The 15,759-nt window shown below is 64.8% G+C and carries 17 protein-coding genes, 1 tRNA gene and 1 pseudogene; 12 read left to right on the top strand and 7 right to left on the bottom strand.

Translation table 11 applies throughout. From position 1 onward, the window contains the following. The first annotated feature begins 57 nt into the window (after positions 1–57). Together DK874_RS03130 and cimA are read left to right on the top strand one after the other, a co-directional pair. Positions 58–1,614, top strand: a complete 1,557-nt coding sequence (locus DK874_RS03130) for a 2-isopropylmalate synthase (protein WP_114312586.1) — start codon at positions 58–60, stop codon at positions 1,612–1,614. 98 nt (positions 1,615–1,712) lie between these two features. Then, complete coding sequence (cimA, locus tag DK874_RS03125) at positions 1,713–3,296, top strand: citramalate synthase (RefSeq protein WP_114312585.1); 1,584 nt, start codon at positions 1,713–1,715, stop codon at positions 3,294–3,296. Here cimA and DK874_RS03120 read toward each other — a convergent pair. Genes DK874_RS03120 through DK874_RS03110 form a run of 3 tightly spaced genes read right to left on the bottom strand, consistent with a single transcriptional unit; the run spans position 3,268 to position 5,592 of the window. Continuing rightward, positions 3,268–3,801 (bottom strand): Uma2 family endonuclease, encoded by a 534-nt coding sequence (locus DK874_RS03120; protein ID WP_114312584.1) that lies wholly within the window; start codon positions 3,799–3,801, stop codon positions 3,268–3,270. The two genes, cimA and DK874_RS03120, sit on opposite strands and share 29 nt — an antisense overlap. Before the next feature lie 7 nt (positions 3,802–3,808). Next, positions 3,809–4,585, bottom strand: coding sequence for an ABC transporter permease (locus tag DK874_RS03115; RefSeq protein WP_114312583.1), 777 nt, complete (start codon positions 4,583–4,585; stop codon positions 3,809–3,811). Beyond that, the gene (locus DK874_RS03110; protein WP_114312582.1) at positions 4,582–5,592 is read right to left on the bottom strand and encodes an ABC transporter ATP-binding protein; all 1,011 of its coding nucleotides are present in this window, start codon (positions 5,590–5,592) and stop codon (positions 4,582–4,584) included. The genes DK874_RS03115 and DK874_RS03110 overlap by 4 nt, the downstream gene beginning before the upstream one ends. A gap of 31 nt (positions 5,593–5,623) precedes the next feature. Between DK874_RS03110 and DK874_RS03105 the strand changes: the two genes are divergently transcribed. Genes DK874_RS03105 through bshB1 form a run of 3 tightly spaced genes read left to right on the top strand, consistent with a single transcriptional unit; the run spans position 5,624 to position 7,686 of the window. Then, entirely contained in the window at positions 5,624–6,397 is a 774-nt protein-coding gene (locus DK874_RS03105; protein ID WP_114312581.1) for an ABC transporter permease, read from the top strand. A gap of 10 nt (positions 6,398–6,407) precedes the next feature. After that, positions 6,408–7,010, top strand: a complete 603-nt coding sequence (plsY, locus tag DK874_RS03100) for a glycerol-3-phosphate 1-O-acyltransferase PlsY (RefSeq protein WP_114312580.1) — start codon at positions 6,408–6,410, stop codon at positions 7,008–7,010. Then, entirely contained in the window at positions 7,003–7,686 is a 684-nt protein-coding gene (gene bshB1 / locus DK874_RS03095) for a bacillithiol biosynthesis deacetylase BshB1 (protein WP_114312579.1), read from the top strand. Before plsY ends, bshB1 begins: the two co-directional genes overlap by 8 nt. On the opposite strand, the gene DK874_RS03090 is transcribed toward bshB1, so the two are convergent. From DK874_RS03090 to DK874_RS11820, 4 genes and pseudogenes are all read right to left on the bottom strand, one after another. Beyond that, positions 7,683–8,300 (bottom strand): uracil-DNA glycosylase, encoded by a 618-nt coding sequence (locus tag DK874_RS03090; RefSeq protein ID WP_114312578.1) that lies wholly within the window; start codon positions 8,298–8,300, stop codon positions 7,683–7,685. The two genes, bshB1 and DK874_RS03090, sit on opposite strands and share 4 nt — an antisense overlap. Then, complete coding sequence (locus DK874_RS03085; RefSeq protein ID WP_114312577.1) at positions 8,297–8,665, bottom strand: hypothetical protein; 369 nt, start codon at positions 8,663–8,665, stop codon at positions 8,297–8,299. The genes DK874_RS03090 and DK874_RS03085 overlap by 4 nt, the downstream gene beginning before the upstream one ends. 229 nt (positions 8,666–8,894) lie before the next feature. After that, positions 8,895–9,068, bottom strand: a pseudogene (locus tag DK874_RS11825) (MerR family DNA-binding protein); the annotation flags it as partial. Positions 9,069–9,086: 18 nt separating this feature from the next. Further along, positions 9,087–9,233 (bottom strand): MerR family DNA-binding transcriptional regulator, encoded by a 147-nt coding sequence (locus DK874_RS11820; RefSeq protein WP_275887329.1) that lies wholly within the window; start codon positions 9,231–9,233, stop codon positions 9,087–9,089. 76 nt (positions 9,234–9,309) lie between these two features. Between DK874_RS11820 and DK874_RS03070 the strand changes: the two genes are divergently transcribed. The 7 genes from DK874_RS03070 (at position 9,310) to DK874_RS03040 (ending at position 15,719) form a co-directional block, all read left to right on the top strand. After that, positions 9,310–10,419 (top strand): hypothetical protein, encoded by a 1,110-nt coding sequence (locus DK874_RS03070; RefSeq protein ID WP_114312574.1) that lies wholly within the window; start codon positions 9,310–9,312, stop codon positions 10,417–10,419. Positions 10,420–10,423: 4 nt separating this feature from the next. After that, positions 10,424–11,044 carry a hypothetical protein gene (locus tag DK874_RS03065; protein WP_114312573.1) on the top strand — a complete coding sequence of 207 codons (621 nt, stop codon included), beginning with the start codon at positions 10,424–10,426 and terminating at the stop codon, positions 11,042–11,044. Positions 11,045–11,051: 7 nt separating this feature from the next. Beyond that, positions 11,052–12,290, top strand: a complete 1,239-nt coding sequence (gene hisD / locus DK874_RS03060; protein ID WP_114312572.1) for a histidinol dehydrogenase — start codon at positions 11,052–11,054, stop codon at positions 12,288–12,290. Then, a complete protein-coding gene (locus tag DK874_RS03055; protein WP_114312571.1) occupies positions 12,287–13,084 on the top strand; it encodes a helical backbone metal receptor in 798 nt (265 codons plus the stop codon). Before hisD ends, DK874_RS03055 begins: the two co-directional genes overlap by 4 nt. Positions 13,085–13,119: 35 nt before the next feature. Further along, positions 13,120–14,427 carry a S8 family peptidase gene (locus tag DK874_RS03050; protein WP_114312570.1) on the top strand — a complete coding sequence of 436 codons (1,308 nt, stop codon included), beginning with the start codon at positions 13,120–13,122 and terminating at the stop codon, positions 14,425–14,427. Between the two features lie 35 nt (positions 14,428–14,462). Then, a complete protein-coding gene (locus tag DK874_RS03045; protein ID WP_114312569.1) occupies positions 14,463–15,617 on the top strand; it encodes an LCP family protein in 1,155 nt (384 codons plus the stop codon). A 14-nt stretch (positions 15,618–15,631) separates the two neighbouring features. After that, positions 15,632–15,719: transfer RNA gene (locus DK874_RS03040), tRNA-Leu, on the top strand. Positions 15,720–15,759: the final 40 nt, after the last annotated feature.

Here is a 15,759-nt window from a genome sequence, read left to right as displayed (position 1 = left end):
GTGGGTTCCAAAGGCCCCCCACCTGGGGGGCCTGGTGCGTTTTTAGGAGGGGAGAAGATGGAACGGCACATCCGGATCTTTGACACCACGCTGAGGGATGGGGAGCAGAGCCCAGGGGTGGCCCTTTCCCTGGACCAGAAGCTGGAGATCGCCCACGCCTTGGCCCGGCTCAACGTGGACATCATCGAGGCGGGCTTCCCCGTATCCGGGCCCTTGGAGTTTGAGGCGGTAAGGCGGATCGCCACCGAGGTAAAGGGGCCCATCATCGCCGCCTTGGCCCGCACCCACACCCTGGACATCGACCAGGCGGCCAAGGCCCTGGAGAAGGCGGAGAAACCCCGGATCCACGTCTTCACCTCCGCCTCCAAGATTCACCTCGAGCACATGTTGAAGAAGACCGAGGAGGAGGTCTTGGAGATGGCGGACCAGATGGTCCGCTACGCCAGAAGGTATGTGGACGACGTGGAGTTTTCCGCCCAGGATGTGATGCGGGCGGAGTGGGAGTTCGTGAAGCGCCTCTACGAGGTGGCCATTGAGGCTGGGGCCACCACCATCAACATTCCCGACACCACCGGCTACGGTACACCCAACGAGTACGGGGCCTTGATCCGCCGCATCCGGGATGAGGTGGTGCGGGGCCGGGACGTGATCATCTCCACCCACACCCACGACGACCTGGGCCTGGCCACCGCCAACGCCCTGGCGGGCATTGAGAACGGGGCGGGGCAGGTGGAGTGCACGGTGAACGGCATCGGGGAGCGGGCGGGGAACACCGCCTTGGAGGAGGTGGTCATGGCCCTCTATGTGCGCCGGGACTGGTACAAGGCCAAGACCCAGATCAACACCCGGGAGATCTACCGGGTTTCCCGCCTGGTGGAGCGCTACACCGGCATGCCCGTGCCCCCCAACAAGGCCATCGTGGGGGACAACGCCTTCGCCCACGAGTCGGGGATCCACCAGGATGGCGTCCTGAAGCACCGCTCCACCTACGAGATCATGGACGCCGAGCTCATCGGCAGGCGCCCCGCGGTGATCGTCTTGGGCAAGCACTCGGGGCGGGCGGCCTTCAAGAAGGCCCTCGAGGACCTGGGTTACAAGGACCTTTCCGAGGATCAGCTCAAGGTGCTCTTCTCCCGCTTCAAGGAGATCGCCGAGAAGAAAGGCCCCCTGTCGGCCGAGGAGCTTCAGGCCCTGGTGGAAAGCGAACGGCAACCCGCATCCCAGCTCTTTACCCTGGAGCATGCCCAGTTCTTCTCTGGCTCGGGCCTCCTGCCCACGGCCACGGTGAAGGTGAAGACCCCAGACGGCGAACGCCTCGCCACCCACACGGGGGATGGGCCGGTGGATGCCGTGTATAAGGCCATTCAGGAGGCCATCGGCCTTAGGCCCGAACTGGAGCTTTATCGGGTGGAGGCCATCACCGGTTCCACCGAGGCCTTGGGCCAGGTGACGGTGAGGCTCCGCCTGGGGGAGCTCCAGGCGGTGGGGGTGGGGGTATCCCCCGACATCATCGAGGCCAGCGCCCTGGCCTTCCTGGACGCCGCCGGCAAGCTGGCCAGCGGCCGTGCCACCCGCCACCCCCCCTCCATCGAGGAGGTGCAGCGGGGGGTTTAACGTACCCCACCCCGGCCTTGCCAGGGTGGAGGCCCCAAGGTTTCCTGGGGCCAGGGGTACGGCAAGAGAGGGCATAAGGCTGCCCACGGGGAGAAGAGATGGTGGAGATCCTAGACACCACCCTAAGGGATGGAACGCAAGGGGAAGGCATCAGCCTTTCTGTGGACGACAAGGTGGCCATCGCCAAGCGCCTGGCGGCCTTTGGGGTGCACGTGATTGAAGGGGGTTGGCCCGGTTCTAACCCCAAGGACGCCGAGTTCTTTGAAAGGATGAAGGGGGTGGACCTGGGGGAGGCCAGGCTGGCTGCCTTTGGGGCTACCAGGCGGAAGGGGCTTTTGCCGGAGGAGGACCCTTCCGTCTTGGCCCTCTTGGGGGCAAAGACCCCGGTGGTGGTCCTCTTTGGCAAAAGCTGGACCCTTCACGTTCTGGAGGCCCTGGAGACCACCTTGGAGGAGAACCTCCGCATGATCCAGGACACCGTGGCCTTCTTCGCCAAGCGGGGAAGGCGGGTGATCTACGATGCAGAGCACTTCTTTGACGGGTACAAGGAGGACCCCGGCTACGCCCTGGCCACCCTGGAGGCGGCGGCGGAAGGGGGAGCGGACACCCTGGTCCTTTGCGACACCAACGGGGGCACCCTTCCCGAGGAGGTGTACGCCATCACCAAGGCGGTGGTGGACCGCTTTCCCCGCCTAAAGATTGGCATCCATCCCCACAACGACGCCGAGCTGGCGGTGGCCAACGCCTTGGCGGCGGTGCGGGCGGGGGCCACCCACGCCCAGGGCACCGTCAACGGCTATGGGGAGCGGTGCGGGAACCTGAACCTCACCAGCTTTCTCCCCACCCTGGTCTTCAAGTACGGCATTCCCGCCATCCCCCAAGAAAGGCTGAAGGGCCTGAAGGACCTCTCCCACTTCGTGGACGAAAGGGCCAACCAGACCCCCAACCGCCGGGCCCCCTACGTGGGGGAGTCGGCCTTTGCCCACAAGGCCGGGGTACACGTCTCCGCCGTCTTGAAGAACCCCCGCACCTACGAGCACATCCCCCCCGAGTGGGTGGGGAATAGCCGGCGTTTTCTGGTTTCCGATGTAGCAGGACGTTCCAACCTCCTGGCCAAGCTCCAGGAGCTGGGGGTGGACCTTTCCAAGGAGGAGGCCAAGCGCCTACTGGACGAGGTCAAGGCCCTGGAGTACGAGGGGTACGCCTTTGAGGGGGCGGAGGCCAGCTTTTATCTCCTGGCTCACCGCCTAAAAGGAGGGAGCTTGCCCTTTAACGTGGAGGGGTTTTCCGTCTTCGTACATGGAAGCGGCCTGGACACCGCCTGGGCCGAGGCCACGGTGCGGGTTAGGGTGGGGGAAAGCCTGCAGCACACCGCCGCAGAAAGCCCCTCGGGGCCGGTTTCCGCCCTGGATAGGGCCTTTCGCAAGGCCGTGCTCCAGTTTTACCCGGAGCTTGCCGACGTGGAGCTCACCGACTACAAGGTGCGCATCCTCGCCGGCCAGGAGTCGGGCACCAACTCCGGGGTGCGGGTGATGATCGAGATGAAGCGGGGCGAGGAGCGCTTCAGCACCGTGGGGGCCAGCGAGAACATCCTCGAGGCCTCCCTTAAGGCCCTCACCGACGGCTACGCCTACGCCCTCCTCCACCCCAGCCTTAAGGAGACGGTGCCCAAGGCAGGCTGACCTCGGGGAAGGCCAAGGGGCTTGCGGCCTCCGAAGGGGAGAGGAGGCGGATGGAGCGGTAGCGCCCTTCCTTGGGCTCGCGGTAGACCTCCAGGAGGTCCTCCTTGAGGTTCACCAGCCACACCTCGGGAATCCCGGCCTCGGCGTAAAGGGGAAGCTTCACCTCCCGGTCAAACTCCAAGGAGGCGTCCGCCACCGCTATGAGGAGAAGGACATCCTCAGGCTTAGGGAGTCGGCCTTCGTAGCGCTCTAAAGGGGATTTGAGCACCATGAGGTCGGGCTCAGGCTCAGAATCCTCTGCAAGATGGAGGGGGGACTGCACCGCCACCAAGGCCTTGCCTTGAAGGGCCTCCTTCAACCTGGGGTCTAAGCGCATCACCGCAAGAAAGTGCTTGGGACCGCTAGGGCTCATCTGGTATACCTCTCCCCGAAGGAGCTCTACCCGGGGCACGCCCCGGAAGGCCCGCTCAAACTCCTCCACGCGGAAGCGGTAACGGGTGGCCATGCCCCTATTATGCTCCGTGGCCGGAGTAGTGCCTAAGCCCAAGCCGCCAGAGAAGCCGCCAAAGGAGAAGGAGGGTTCCACCCCAGAAGAGCATGACCCAGACCCCCGGGAGGAGGTCCACCTCCTGCCCAGCCAGGAGGGCGGCGGGCAGATAGACCAGGTAGGGGAAGGGGGTGAGGAGGGCCAGGGTCCTTAGGGGTTCGGGGAAGACCTCGAGGGGCGCAATGGTCCCGGAAAGGAACAGGTAGAGGAGGAAGAAGACCTCCTCCAGGGAAACCGCCCGCTCGGTGAAGAAGGTGAGCATGGCGGTGGTGTACTGCATCAGGTAGCGTAGCAAGAAGGCCAAAAAGGTGAAGAGAAGCCCCAGCAAAAGGGGAACGGGTTCAGGCACAAAGCGGGCCTCGGGGAAGATCCAAAAGAAGAGAAGGACGAGGAGGACCACGAAGGGAAGCCGGGCCAACCGTTCGGCCACGTGGGCGGCTAAGTGTTCAAAAAAGGGGTCCAGGGGTCTAAGGAGCCGGAAGGAGAGCCGGCCCTCCACCACATCCCGCTCAAACTCCCACACCACCCAGACCACCGTGGCCTGGCGAACCAGGAACACCATTAAGAAGTAGCGGGCAAACTCCCCGGGGCTAAGGGGGAAATCCCCACCCCGGGCGGCCTCCGTCCACACCCCAAGGAGGATGAGGGGAAGGGCTCCCGCCAAGGCCCAGAGGAATAGCTCGGCCCGGTACTCCAGCATGTAGGCCAGGTACACGGAGAGCAAAACCCGGGCTTTCCTCATACTTCCTCCAAGGTGTGCGCCAAAGGGGCTATCTTGTATACCCGGGCGATGACCTCCTCCAGCGGGGGTTCCCGCACCTCCAGGTCCTCCACGGGAAGCCTATTGAGGATCTCCGCCACCCTTTCCGTGAGCCGTTCCCGGGGCACTAAAAGTCGGGCTTTTAGGCCCTCGAGGACCCTCACCTCTCCGAAGGGAAGGAGGGCCTCCTTGGGCAAGGGCTGGGCCAGGACGAGCCCCACCTCCCGGTAGGGGGCAAAGCGCTCCAAGAGCCCTTCCAGGGCGCCATCGTAGAGGAGCTTCCCTTGATGGATCACCAAGACCCGGTCTGCCAAAGCGGCGATATCCGCCATGTAGTGGCTGGTGAGGAGCACCGTGGCCCCGTAGCGCCGGTTGTACTCCCGGATGAACTCCCGCACCGCCACCTGGGCGTTTACGTCCAGACCCAAGGTGGGCTCGTCCAGGAAGAGGACCTCCGGACGGTGGAGAAGGGCCGCTAGAAGCTCGGCCTTCATCCTTTCCCCTAAGGAGAGCTTGCGCACCGGCTGGTGTAGTTTTTCGGTGAGGGAAAGCATTTCGGAAAGCTCCCGGACCCTTTTTTTGAACTCCTCCTCGGGGATCTCGTAGATGGCGGCGTTGAGGCGGAAGGTATCCAAGGCGGGGAGGTCCCAGATGAGCTGTTGCTTGTTGCCCATCACCAAGGTGATCTTCTTCAGGAAGGCCTTTTCCCGCCGCCAGGGTACATGCCCCGCCACCACGGCCTGGCCCCGGGTGGGGTGGATGAGGCCGGTGAGCATCTTCAAGGTGGTGGTTTTTCCGGCCCCATTGGGCCCCAGGAAGCCCACCACCTCCCCTCGGTCTATGCGGAAGCCCACCCCTTCCACCGCCTGCACCGTGCGGTACTGGCGGAAAAGGAAGTGGCGCAAGGTGGCGAGAAGGCTTTCCTCCTTTAGGGCCACCCGGTAGTGCTTGGTGAGGTCCTGGGCTAGAACCACAGGCGTCCTTGACACCCCTTAAGTCTACCCGTGGTGTAATGGAGAAGTGCGTTACCTGAGGGTTTTCGCCCTTTTCCTGCGCCTGAGCCTGGCGGCGGAGATGGAGTACCGCCTGAACTTCCTCCTGGGCCTCCTTTCCTCAGCCCTCACCCTTCTTGGGGCCCTTTTCGGCCTCTTTCTCCTCTACCAAGGGGGGTACCGTCCCGGGGGCTGGTCCTGGGAGGAGGCCCTTTTGGTCTTGGCGGCCTTTACCCTCCTTCAGGGTCTGGGGAGCACCCTCTTGGCCCCCAACCTCAACAAGATCGTGGAACATGTGCAACAAGGTACCTTGGACTTCGTGCTCTTAAAGCCCCTGGACCCCCAGTTTTGGCTTTCCTTTAGGGTGTTTTCCCCTTGGGGCCTGGGGGATTTCCTCCTGGGGATGGGCCTTCTTGTATATGCGGGGGGGCGCCTGGAGCTAGGGGGCTTGGGCTACCTGGCCTTCGCCGGGTACTGGTTTCTGGGGGCCTTGATGCTCTATAGCCTGTGGTTCTTGCTGGCCACCACCAGCATCTGGTTCGTGAAGATCTACAACGTCACCGAGGTTTTGCGGGGGCTTCTGGAGGCGGGGCGGTTCCCCGTGGGGGCCTACCCGGCTTTATACCGGGTCTTTTTTACCTTCGTGGTGCCCGTGGCCTTCCTCACCACCGTGCCGGCGGAGGTGGCTTTGGGGCGGGGGACGGTTTCCCTCTGGGCTTGGGGTCTGGCCTCCTTTTTGTTCCTCTTGTCCCGGGCTTTCTTTCGTGTGGCCTTAAGGGGCTACACTTCGGCTAGCAGTTAGAATCTTCCCTATGGTGTCGGCGGTTTTGGTCCTTTTGCTGGCCTATCTCTTTGGGTCCATCCCCGCAGGGGTTTTGGTGGCCAGAACCTACCGGGTGGATATCCGCAAGGTGGGCTCGGGGAACATAGGGGCCACCAATGTCCTTAGGGTTTTGGGACCGGGGCCGGCCTTGGTGGTGGCCCTTTTTGACGTCTTCAAGGGGGGGCTTGCCGTGCTTATCGCCCGGGCGGTGGGAATAGAGGGCCCGCTTTTGGGCGGGGTGGCCTTGGCGGCGGTGTTGGGCCACAACTACTCCCTCTTCCTGGGGTTTAAGGGAGGGAAGGGGGTGGCCACCAGCTTTGGCACCCTCCTCTTTCTGGATCCCGTCCTGGCCCTGTGGACTTTCCCCATCGGGGTGTCGGTGATGCTCCTCACCCGGTACGTGTCCGCGGGGAGCATGACCGGGGGGGTGGCGGCCACGGTCCTGGCCCTGGCCTTGGCCCGCCCCTTTTGGGAGGTGGCCACTGTGGCCCTCATGGCCCTTCTCATCTTCTGGACCCACCGGGAGAATCTAAAGCGCCTGCAGGCGGGTACGGAAAGGCGCTTGGGGGAGAGGGAGGAAGGCCGTGCTTGATCTCCTGGTCTTGGCCCCTCATCCCGACGACGGGGAGCTGGGTTGTGGTGGCACCCTGGCCCGGGCCAAGGCGGAGGGTCTTAGCACCGGGATTCTGGACCTCACCCGCGGGGAGATGGGCTCCAAAGGCACCCCGGAGGAAAGGGCGAAAGAGGTGGCGGAGGCCAGCCGCATCCTGGGCTTGGACTTTAGGGGCAACCTAGGGTTGCCCGACGGGGGGCTTCTGGACGTACCCGAGCAGCGCCTTAAGCTGGCCGAGGCCCTGAGGCGGCTTAGGCCCCGCATTGTGTTCGCCCCCCTCGAGGCCGACCGCCACCCCGACCACACGGCCGCAAGCCGCTTGGCGGTGGCGGCGGTGCACCTGGCGGGCTTGGGGAAAGCCCCGGTCGAGGGCGAGCCCCACCGGGTGGAGCGGCTTTTCTTCTATCCCGGAAACCATCCCTTTACTCCCAGCTTCCTGGTGAAGATCTCCGCCTTCATAGACCAGTGGGAGCAGGCGGTGTTGGCCTATAGGAGCCAGTTTTCCGGGGAGGCGGTGAGTGAAACCGTGGGCCCTAAGGGCCTGGAAGCCCGTAAGGCCATGCGCCGCTACTTCGGCAACTACCTGGGGGTGGACTACGCGGAACCTTTCGTAAGCCCCTTGCCTGTCCTCTACACCCCCTGGAGCCGGGCCTAGAAGAGGGGTTCTTGGCTCACCGCCTTTACCTGGCGGCGCTCCTTGGGGGGCAGGGCGTCCAGGGCCCGCTTCACCTCCTGGATGTCCAGCCAGGTGAGGTGCTTGGGGCTTCCCGGGGTGCGGCTGGGGTTTCGCAGGAGGTAGGCGGGGTGGAACATGGGAAAGACCCGGATGCCGTGCCAATCAAACCACTGCCCCCGCACCTTGGTGATGGAGACCTTTTCCCCCAGAAAAAACTCCGCCGCCACCGCCCCCAGGGGAATGATGATCTGGGGGGCGATGAGCTCAACCTGCTTCAGGAGCCATTTGTCGGTGCAGATCTTGGCCTCGTCGGGCAGGGGGGCGCGGTTATTTGGAGGGCGGCACTTGACGATGTTGGTGATGTAGACCGATTCCCGGGGGATGCCGGCGGCCTCGAGGATACGGTTCAGAAGCTGCCCGGCCTTGCCCACGAAGGGGCGGCCCTGCTTGTCCTCCTCCTCCCCGGGGCCTTCCCCCACGATCATCAGCTTTGCGTCGGGATCTCCTTCCCCGAAAACCACCTGGGTGCGGCCTTCCGCCAGGCGGCAGGCGGTGCAGGCCTTGGCCTGGGCTTGCAGGAGTTCCAGGGTCATTGCAGCGGTTTCCGGGCCTTCCGGGCCTCCCGCCGGGTCTTGGGGTCCAGGCCGATCATGAGGAAGAAGTTCTCCAGGGCGTTTTCCTGGCCCTTGATCTCGGGGTACTGGTCCTCCGGGGTGCCGGTGACGAAGGGCAGGGACTTGTAAAGCTCCAGGGCGTACTGCACCACGGCCTCCGGCCCCTCGGCCTCGGCCACCTCGGCCAGCTTGGCGTAGATCTCGCGCCGGGCCTCCGCATGGCGGCGAAAGACCTCCGGGTTCGGCGTCTCCGGCGCCCGGAGAACGTCCTGCTTGGCGATGCGGCGGTAATGCTTCAAGCCCCGAACGATCTCCTCCGTGGTCAGCGTGATCTTGAACTCCATCCCCGCTCCTTTCCGGCCTAAGGGCCCTACCTTTGGGAGATTATATAGCCGGGAAAGGGGTAGGGGCTGGAAGGCCTAATACCCTTTCTTCCTGTTTCGTTCTCTAAGCCGCAACGAGATGATGCCTACCCGAGGCCCTTTCCGGGGCCCCCACCCTGGCGCAAGCCAGGGTGGGGTGGCATAACCCCTTGCAGGCCGCTAGGGCGATTGCCTTGAAACCCCAAGGGTTTTAAAAAGGTTCAGGGTGAGCCTCGGCCCACCTTAGCCTCTCGGCTAGGGCGTTGCGCAACGCGGTGAGTTCGGCGATGCGGCTTTCCAGCAGGGCCACCTTTTGGCGCAACACCCGGCGCACGTTGCTGCAGGGAGGGCGGCCTTCCTCCATGACCTCGAGCACCGCCCGGAGCTCCTTTAGGGTCCGGGCCTACTTGAGGTGGAGGCGGCGGATGGCCTCCTCCCCGTACAGGCGGTAACCTCCCTCGCTGCGGGCTGCGGGGTGCACCAAGCCTCTGCGCTCGTAAAGGCGCAAGGCGTCGGGGCTTACCCCGGTTTGCCTGGCGAGCTCGCCGATGCGGTAGACCCCCGAGTATAAAGCGCATTCGGTCTCGAGGCCAGCGAGAGGGGGTAAAGTGGCTATACTTGTAAGGATGGAGGTTTTGGGTAACTATTGGTTGCGGCGCATTCTTGCCCGTATTGCTTCCACCATTGCGTTTGAGGGTCAGGACACCCGCACCGGGATGCCGGTGATGGTGCTAAAGGGTGCCCAAGGGGTACCGGTGGCGGCGGAGGGGGTGCTTCCCCTTTTGGAACAGACCCCGGAGGCCTGGGTACTGGAGTGGCCCATCGGGGCGGTGCCCCTAAGCCAGTACCTGGGGGTTGCGGACCTGGAGCGGCTGGAGCAGTGGCTGAGGGGGATGGCCCGGATCCTGGCGGCCTTAAAAGCCCAGGGGGTGTCCCATGCACCCATCCCGGAGCTTTGCCTGGTGAAGGGCAAGCGGGTGTGGCTGGCTGGGGTGGGGCTGAAGGAGCTTTCCGGAGAGCCGGAAGGGGCCCTGGTGGCCTTGGCCCGGGCCCTGGCTGGGGAGCGCTACCCCGAGTTTGGCCTTAAGGAGCTTTTGCAGGGGATAGAGGCCGGAAAGGAGCCCCTGGAGGCTCTTTTTTCCGAGGCCTCGCCCCAGGTTCCGGATAGCCTAGGGCAGGAGGACGCGGCCCAGGAGGCCAGCCCCCTCGAGGAACCCATCAAGCCTCCTTCTTCCGGGCGGAAAGTGCTGAGCGTGGATCCCGTGCCCGGGGTGGCGGAGGGCCACGAGGCTTCCCCTAAGGCCTCGGAGGCCTCGCTATCCGAGGGCAAAACCCCAAGCCGCCCCCGGGTCATCCGCATAGAGGAGCCTGAGGAGCCTTCCTTTGCCGTGGTGGAGCCGCCGCGGCCTAGGAGGCGGAGCCTGCTCCTTGGGCTTTTCGCGGCCCTGGTTTTGCTGGGTTTAGCCCTTTTCTTCCTTCGTCCCCTTTCCCCTTCCCCGGGGGGTTACGTGATGGAGTTCCGCACCGATCCGCCCACGGAGCGGGCGGAGGTGTTCCTCCTCGAGGTGCCGGAGGGTTCCCGGATGGCTCCCGGCCAGCTCCTCCTCACCGCCCCGGGACGGGCGGAGTTTGACCAGAAGGGGGTGTACCGGCTACGCATCCGGGTGGCGGGCCGCGATCCCGTGGACTACCTCCTGGAGGTGCCGGGGCCACCCCTGGTCATCAAGGTACGCTAAGGCCATGACCGAGCGCCCCGCCATCTACGTGTACCGGTACTTCTTCGCCGGGGAGGAAGCGGGGGAGGGCAGGCTGGAGGTTCGCCCTCTGGAAGCGGGCGTGAAGGCCACCCTCACCGCCGAGGTGAACCTGCCCCTGCCCAAGACCCGCCAGCGCTGGCAGACGGAAACGGATGCGGAAGGCTTTTCCCAGTACTTTGCCGAGCGGGTGGAAGGACGGGAGAGCCGGGTCTTCACCGTGGAGAGGTTGGAGGAGGAAGGGGTGGTGTTGGTCACCCAGGGCAAGGAGAGCCTGGCCTTCCCCTTTGTGGCCCCCTACCACGACCCCCTTTCCCTCCTCCTGGCCCTGCCTGGTTTGGCCCTGGAGCCGGGGGACGTGGCGCGGTTTTCCATGCCCGGGGGGCGGGTGTACGTGGAGAGGCTTGCGGACCTCCACATTAGCCCTGCCGGGCTGACCGGGGAGGAAGGGCGCGTGCGCCGCCACTACCGCCTACGCCCGGGCCTCACCCTGGTCCAGCTGGAGGAGGGACTTCCCGTGAGGATAGCCCAGCAGGTGGGCGACCACGTGTTTGAGGGAGTCCTGGAGGGGGTGGAGGAGGTAAAAAGGCGCCGGCGCTGGGTATAGTGGAGGCATGATCTACCGCGCGGAGGAGGTTAAGGAGCGTTTTGCCCGCCGGGGCCTTGCCTTTGACCCCACGGTGGAGGAGATCGTGCGGGGCATCCTGGCCGCGGTGCGGGAGGAAGGGGATGCGGCCTTAGACCGCTTCAGCCTGGACCTGGACGGTCATCCGGTGGAGGAGATCCCCAAAAAGGCCTGGCGCCAGGCCTACGAGGACCTGGACGAGGAGCTCAGGGATGCCCTGGAAACCGCCAAGGAGCGCATAGAGGCCTTTTACCGGGAGGAGGCCCGGGGAGGCTTTTTAAGGGCGGATGGGAGCGGGGTTTTAGGCCAGCTGGTCCGGCCCCTGGCCCGGGTGGGGGTGTATGTCCCCGGGGGGAGTGCGCCTCTCCTTTCCAGCCTGCTCATGAGCGTGGTGCCGGCCAAGGTGGCCGGGGTGGAGGAGGTCATCGTGGCCAGTCCCCCCAGGGTTCACCCCGGTGTGCTGGCCGCTGCTTGGGTGGCGGGGGCTGACCGGCTGTTCGCCATGGGCGGGGCCCAGGCCGTGGGTGCTTTGGCCTACGGGACGGAGCGGGTGCCCCGGGTGGACAAGATCGTGGGCCCGGGGAACGCCTACGTGGTGGCGGCTAAGCGGCTGGTGTTTGGCGCGGTGGGGATTGATGGCCTGGCGGGTCCCACGGAAACCCTCATCATCGCCGATGGTTCCGCCTCGCCTAGGCTTCTCGCCGCCGACCTTCTGGCCCAGGCGGAGCACGGCCCCGACTCCGAGCCCTGGCTCCTCTCCCCGGACCGGGCCCTTTTGGAAAGGGTGGAGGCGGAGCTATTCCGCCAGGTTCAGGACCTCCCTCGGGCGGAGATCGCCAAAAAGGCCTTGGAGCGGGGGGGGCTGGTGCTTACCCAGGACCTCGAGGAGGCCTTCGCCCTGGCCAACCTCTACGCTCCCGAGCACCTCTGCCTGGCCCTGGCCGACCCCTTGCCCTGGCTGGGGAAGGTGCAAAACGCCGGGGGGGTCTTCCTGGGGGAGGGAAGCCCTGAGGCCCTGGGGGACTATATCGCCGGACCCAGCCACGTGATGCCCACCTCGGGCACTGCCCGTTTCCAGGGGGGGCTTGCGGTGCGGGACTTCTTGAAGGTGATCCCGGTGATGGGTCTGGCGGAGAGGGCGGTGAGGGAGCTGGCCCATAAGGGGGCCCTCCTGGCCCGGGCGGAGGGCTTGGAGGCCCATGCCCGTTCCCTGGACCTTAGAAAATGAGGCTTTTTCACGAGCTTCTCGGCCCTTTAGAGCTGCCCGATCGCCTGGAACGCATGGTGAGCCTGGCCCCCAACGTGACCGATGCCCTTTTCGCCTTGGGGGTGGGGGAGCGGCTTGTGGGGCGAAGCGCCTTCTGCCACCGTCCAGCGGAGGTGCTCTCCTTACCGGTCCTGGCCTCCTACACCAAGACCCGTACGGAGCTCCTGCGGAGCCTTAAGCCCGACCTTGTGCTCCTCTCCACGGGGGTGCAACGGGAGCAAGCCCTTAGGCTCAAGGAGGAGGGTTTTCCCGTCTACGCCCTGCCCTTGCCCTTAAGCCCCTACGGCATCCTGGATAACCTCTCCACTTTGGGGCACCTTTTGGACCTGGAGGAAAGGGCCACCGCCCTGGCCCACCAGCTTGCCGAGCGCTATGGCCGGCTTAAGGGGCGGTTTGACCTCAGGGTTTACTTTGAGATGGACCTGGGCGGGCCCATCACCGTGGGCCGGGGGAGTTATATCGCCCAGGCCCTGTTGCACCTGGGGCTTAAGCCCATCTTCCTGGATGTGCCCCAGGCCTATTTCCCGCCAGACCTAAAGGAGGTAAAGCGCCGCAAGCCCGACCTCTTCCTCTACGAGCCCAAGCCCTGGGGCCGGAATCCTAAGGAAAAGGCCCGGGCCCTGGCCAGGGAAAGGGGGTGGGACCTCCCCGTGGTGGCCACGGATGGGGATGAGCTGGCCCACTATGGCCCTATGTTCTTTGGCTTTTTGGAGAAGCTGGCGGACCGGGTGGCGCAAACCTTAGGCGAACCTTAAGAGAGGGGGATGCCCTGGCGGGTAGAGTAGGGAACATGAAGCGCATTCTTTTCTTTGGGCTCCTTTCGGCCACGACCCTCCTCCTCACCGCCTGCCCCCAAACGCCGCCGCCACCGCCTGTGAACCCTGCGGAATGCCCTGTAGGCCCTCTTGAGGTTCAGGCGGAGGAACCCCTGAGGCTTCAGGGTGTGGGCCGCTTTGCGGGGGAGTATGTCCCAGGGGAGCTTTTGGTCTTGCCAAGGGCTGGGCTTAGCGTCCAGGCGCTCAGGGCCCAAGGGGTGGAGCCCCAGGAGGCCTTGCCCCGGGGGCTTTTGCGGGTGAAGGTGCCCCCTGGACAGGAAAAAGCCCGGGCGGAGGCGCTTTTGCGGGCGGGAGCCCAGTATGTGCAGCCCAACTACATCTACCGAACCCTACGGGTTCCTAACGACCCCCTCTATCCTCCGAATCAGAGGATTTACCTGAACGGCTTGGTGGGCCTCGAGGCGGCTTGGGACTATAGCACTGGCCGGGGTTGTCCCCCGTTGGTTGCGGTCCTGGATTCAGGCATCCTACCCCACGAGGATGTAAAAGCCAGCGTTTATCTTCCCCAGGGGGTTAAGCTGGATGTCGCTGACGACGACCCAGACCCCACGGATCGGACAGATCCTTCTTCCACACGTGGGCATGGCCTTATGGTTGCCAGTGTTTTAGGGGCAGATACCAACAATGGTAAGGGCATGGCGGGTGTCACTTGGGGTGGGTACCTGTTGCCTGTCAAAATCTTTAAGGATGGGACTGCGGAAACGTCTACTGCGGACATTACCAAAGGGGTAAACCTGGCTAGAACCCTGGGGGCAAGGGTGATCAACCTCTCCATAGGGGCAAGAAACGTCTCGGACCCCGTCCTGGAAAGTGCCATTTCCCAAGCCCGGTCCAGTGGTGCGGTGGTGGTGGCGGCTGCAGGCAATGATGGAGGTTACGGGGTTTTCTTCCCGGCAAGCTTGCCCAGTGTGATAGCCGTGGGGGCGGTGGAAAACAGCAAAAGTCGCGCGAGCTTCTCCGCCTATGGTCCTGAGCTGGACCTGGTGGCACCGGGGGTAAATGTGGTGGTGGCTGAGCCAAGCGGAGATTATGCTTCGGGTAACGGAACCTCCTTTGCTAGCCCGGTGGTGGCCGGGGTGGTGGCCCTTTACATGAGCAAGTATGCCAGCGAACGGAAGGTGTGGCCCACCCCGGACCAGGTCTACCAGTGCCTAACGGGAACCGCGGAGGACCTCGGAGCCTCGGGCCCCGACGACCAATACGGCTTCGGCCTGGTGCGCGCCGACCGGGTGATGACGGACACCACCTACTGCTTCCCCTAATCCGCCTCACCCCAGAGGGCGTAGACTGGGCTTTTGTGCGGCGGTACCTCCTCCTCTTTCTGGGGCTTCTTCTTTTGGGCTTGGCCTTTTGGGCCTATCCCCTGGTGGGCCCCTTGCTGCGGCAGGGAGCCTTCCCCAACCCAGCTGGACTCGAGGAGCCCTTAACCCTTTTGGTCTACGGTTCCAGCCCGGAGTACGCGGGCTACCATAGGCGGGCTCCGGAGCGCTTCCGGGGCCTGGCGGACACCATCCTCCTGGTGCGCCTGGACCCCGGGGCTAACCGGGTGGTGGTCCTGTCCATTCCCCGGGATGTCTGGGTGAACCTTCCCGGCTACGGTTGGCACAAGGTGAATGCGGCAAGCCCCTTGGGGGGCCCGGAGCTCATGAAGGAGGCGGTGGCCCGCATCACCGGGGTGCGGGCGGACCGGTATGTGGTGGTGAGCACAGAGGCCTTGCGGCGCGGGGTGGATGCCCTAGGGGGGGTTAGGGTGTGCGTGGAAAAGCCCATGCGCTACCGGGATACCGCCGCGGGGCTTTCCATCAACCTAGAACCCGGGTGCCAGGTCCTGGACGGGGAGAAGGCGGAAGGCTACCTCCGCTTCCGCAAGGACGCCTTGGGGGATATTGGCCGCATCCAGCGTCAGCAGGCTTTTTTCCACGCCCTTAAGGAACAGGCGCTTTCCCCTTCCGGGCTTCTTCGCCTGCCCCGTGCGGTGGCGGCGGTGGAGCCCCACTTCCAAACCGACCTCACCCGTGAGGAAAGGGGGGCCATCTTGGGGTTCGCCATGAAGGGGCCTGAACTGGTGAGCCTGCTTCTTCCCGGAAGCTTTGGCGGGGGGGGCTGGACGGTGGACCGCCAGGCCTTGGATACCCTTCTCGCCGTGTATTTCGCCGGGGAAGGGGTGGCGCAGGCCGCGGAAGTCTCAGGGAAGTTGGTGGCCTTGGTTTACGGCCCAGGCCAGGAGGCCTTGGCGGAAAGGGCAAGGGAAAAGCTCCATGCCCTAGGTCTTCGGGTCATCCTGCACCCTGTGGACCTGAAACCCGGGCGCACCGAGGTGCTGGAAAACGGCCCAGGGGTCTTGGCCAGGAGCCTAGGGGAAGCGCTGGGGATCCCTTACCGCATCTCGGGGGAGGCGGTCTTGGGGGCTGACCTCACCCTGCGCCTTGGCGAGGAGGCGCCCTTTTTGTAGGATGGAAGGCGTCCGCCGGGGTGGCGGAATGGTAGACGCTGCGGACTTAAAATCCGCTGGGGGGTTACCCCCGTACGGGTTCGAGTCCCGTCCCCGGCACCAGAAGGCCCCGGATGTTCCGGGGCCTTGCTTTTTCCCTTGC

The organism is Thermus caldifontis, assembly GCF_003336745.1.
GTDB lineage: Bacteria > Deinococcota > Deinococci > Deinococcales > Thermaceae > Thermus > Thermus caldifontis.
This window is presented reverse-complemented; position numbering and strand designations above follow the sequence as displayed.

Coding starts and splice junctions, on each gene's coding strand:
- DK874_RS03115 (WP_114312583.1), bottom strand. CDS start 4,585: ATGAGGAAAGCCCGGGTTTTGCTCTCCGTGTACCTGGCCTACATGCTG.
- DK874_RS03065 (WP_114312573.1), top strand. CDS start 10,424: ATGACCGAGCGCCCCGCCATCTACGTGTACCGGTACTTCTTCGCCGGG.
- DK874_RS03055 (WP_114312571.1), top strand. CDS start 12,287: ATGAGGCTTTTTCACGAGCTTCTCGGCCCTTTAGAGCTGCCCGATCGC.
- DK874_RS03130 (WP_114312586.1), top strand. CDS start 58: ATGGAACGGCACATCCGGATCTTTGACACCACGCTGAGGGATGGGGAG.
- DK874_RS03070 (WP_114312574.1), top strand. CDS start 9,310: ATGGAGGTTTTGGGTAACTATTGGTTGCGGCGCATTCTTGCCCGTATT.
- DK874_RS03050 (WP_114312570.1), top strand. CDS start 13,120: ATGAAGCGCATTCTTTTCTTTGGGCTCCTTTCGGCCACGACCCTCCTC.
- DK874_RS03120 (WP_114312584.1), bottom strand. CDS start 3,801: ATGGCCACCCGTTACCGCTTCCGCGTGGAGGAGTTTGAGCGGGCCTTC.
- plsY (WP_114312580.1), top strand. CDS start 6,408: ATGGTGTCGGCGGTTTTGGTCCTTTTGCTGGCCTATCTCTTTGGGTCC.
- cimA (WP_114312585.1), top strand. CDS start 1,713: ATGGTGGAGATCCTAGACACCACCCTAAGGGATGGAACGCAAGGGGAA.
- DK874_RS03090 (WP_114312578.1), bottom strand. CDS start 8,300: ATGACCCTGGAACTCCTGCAAGCCCAGGCCAAGGCCTGCACCGCCTGC.
- DK874_RS03085 (WP_114312577.1), bottom strand. CDS start 8,665: ATGGAGTTCAAGATCACGCTGACCACGGAGGAGATCGTTCGGGGCTTG.
- hisD (WP_114312572.1), top strand. CDS start 11,052: ATGATCTACCGCGCGGAGGAGGTTAAGGAGCGTTTTGCCCGCCGGGGC.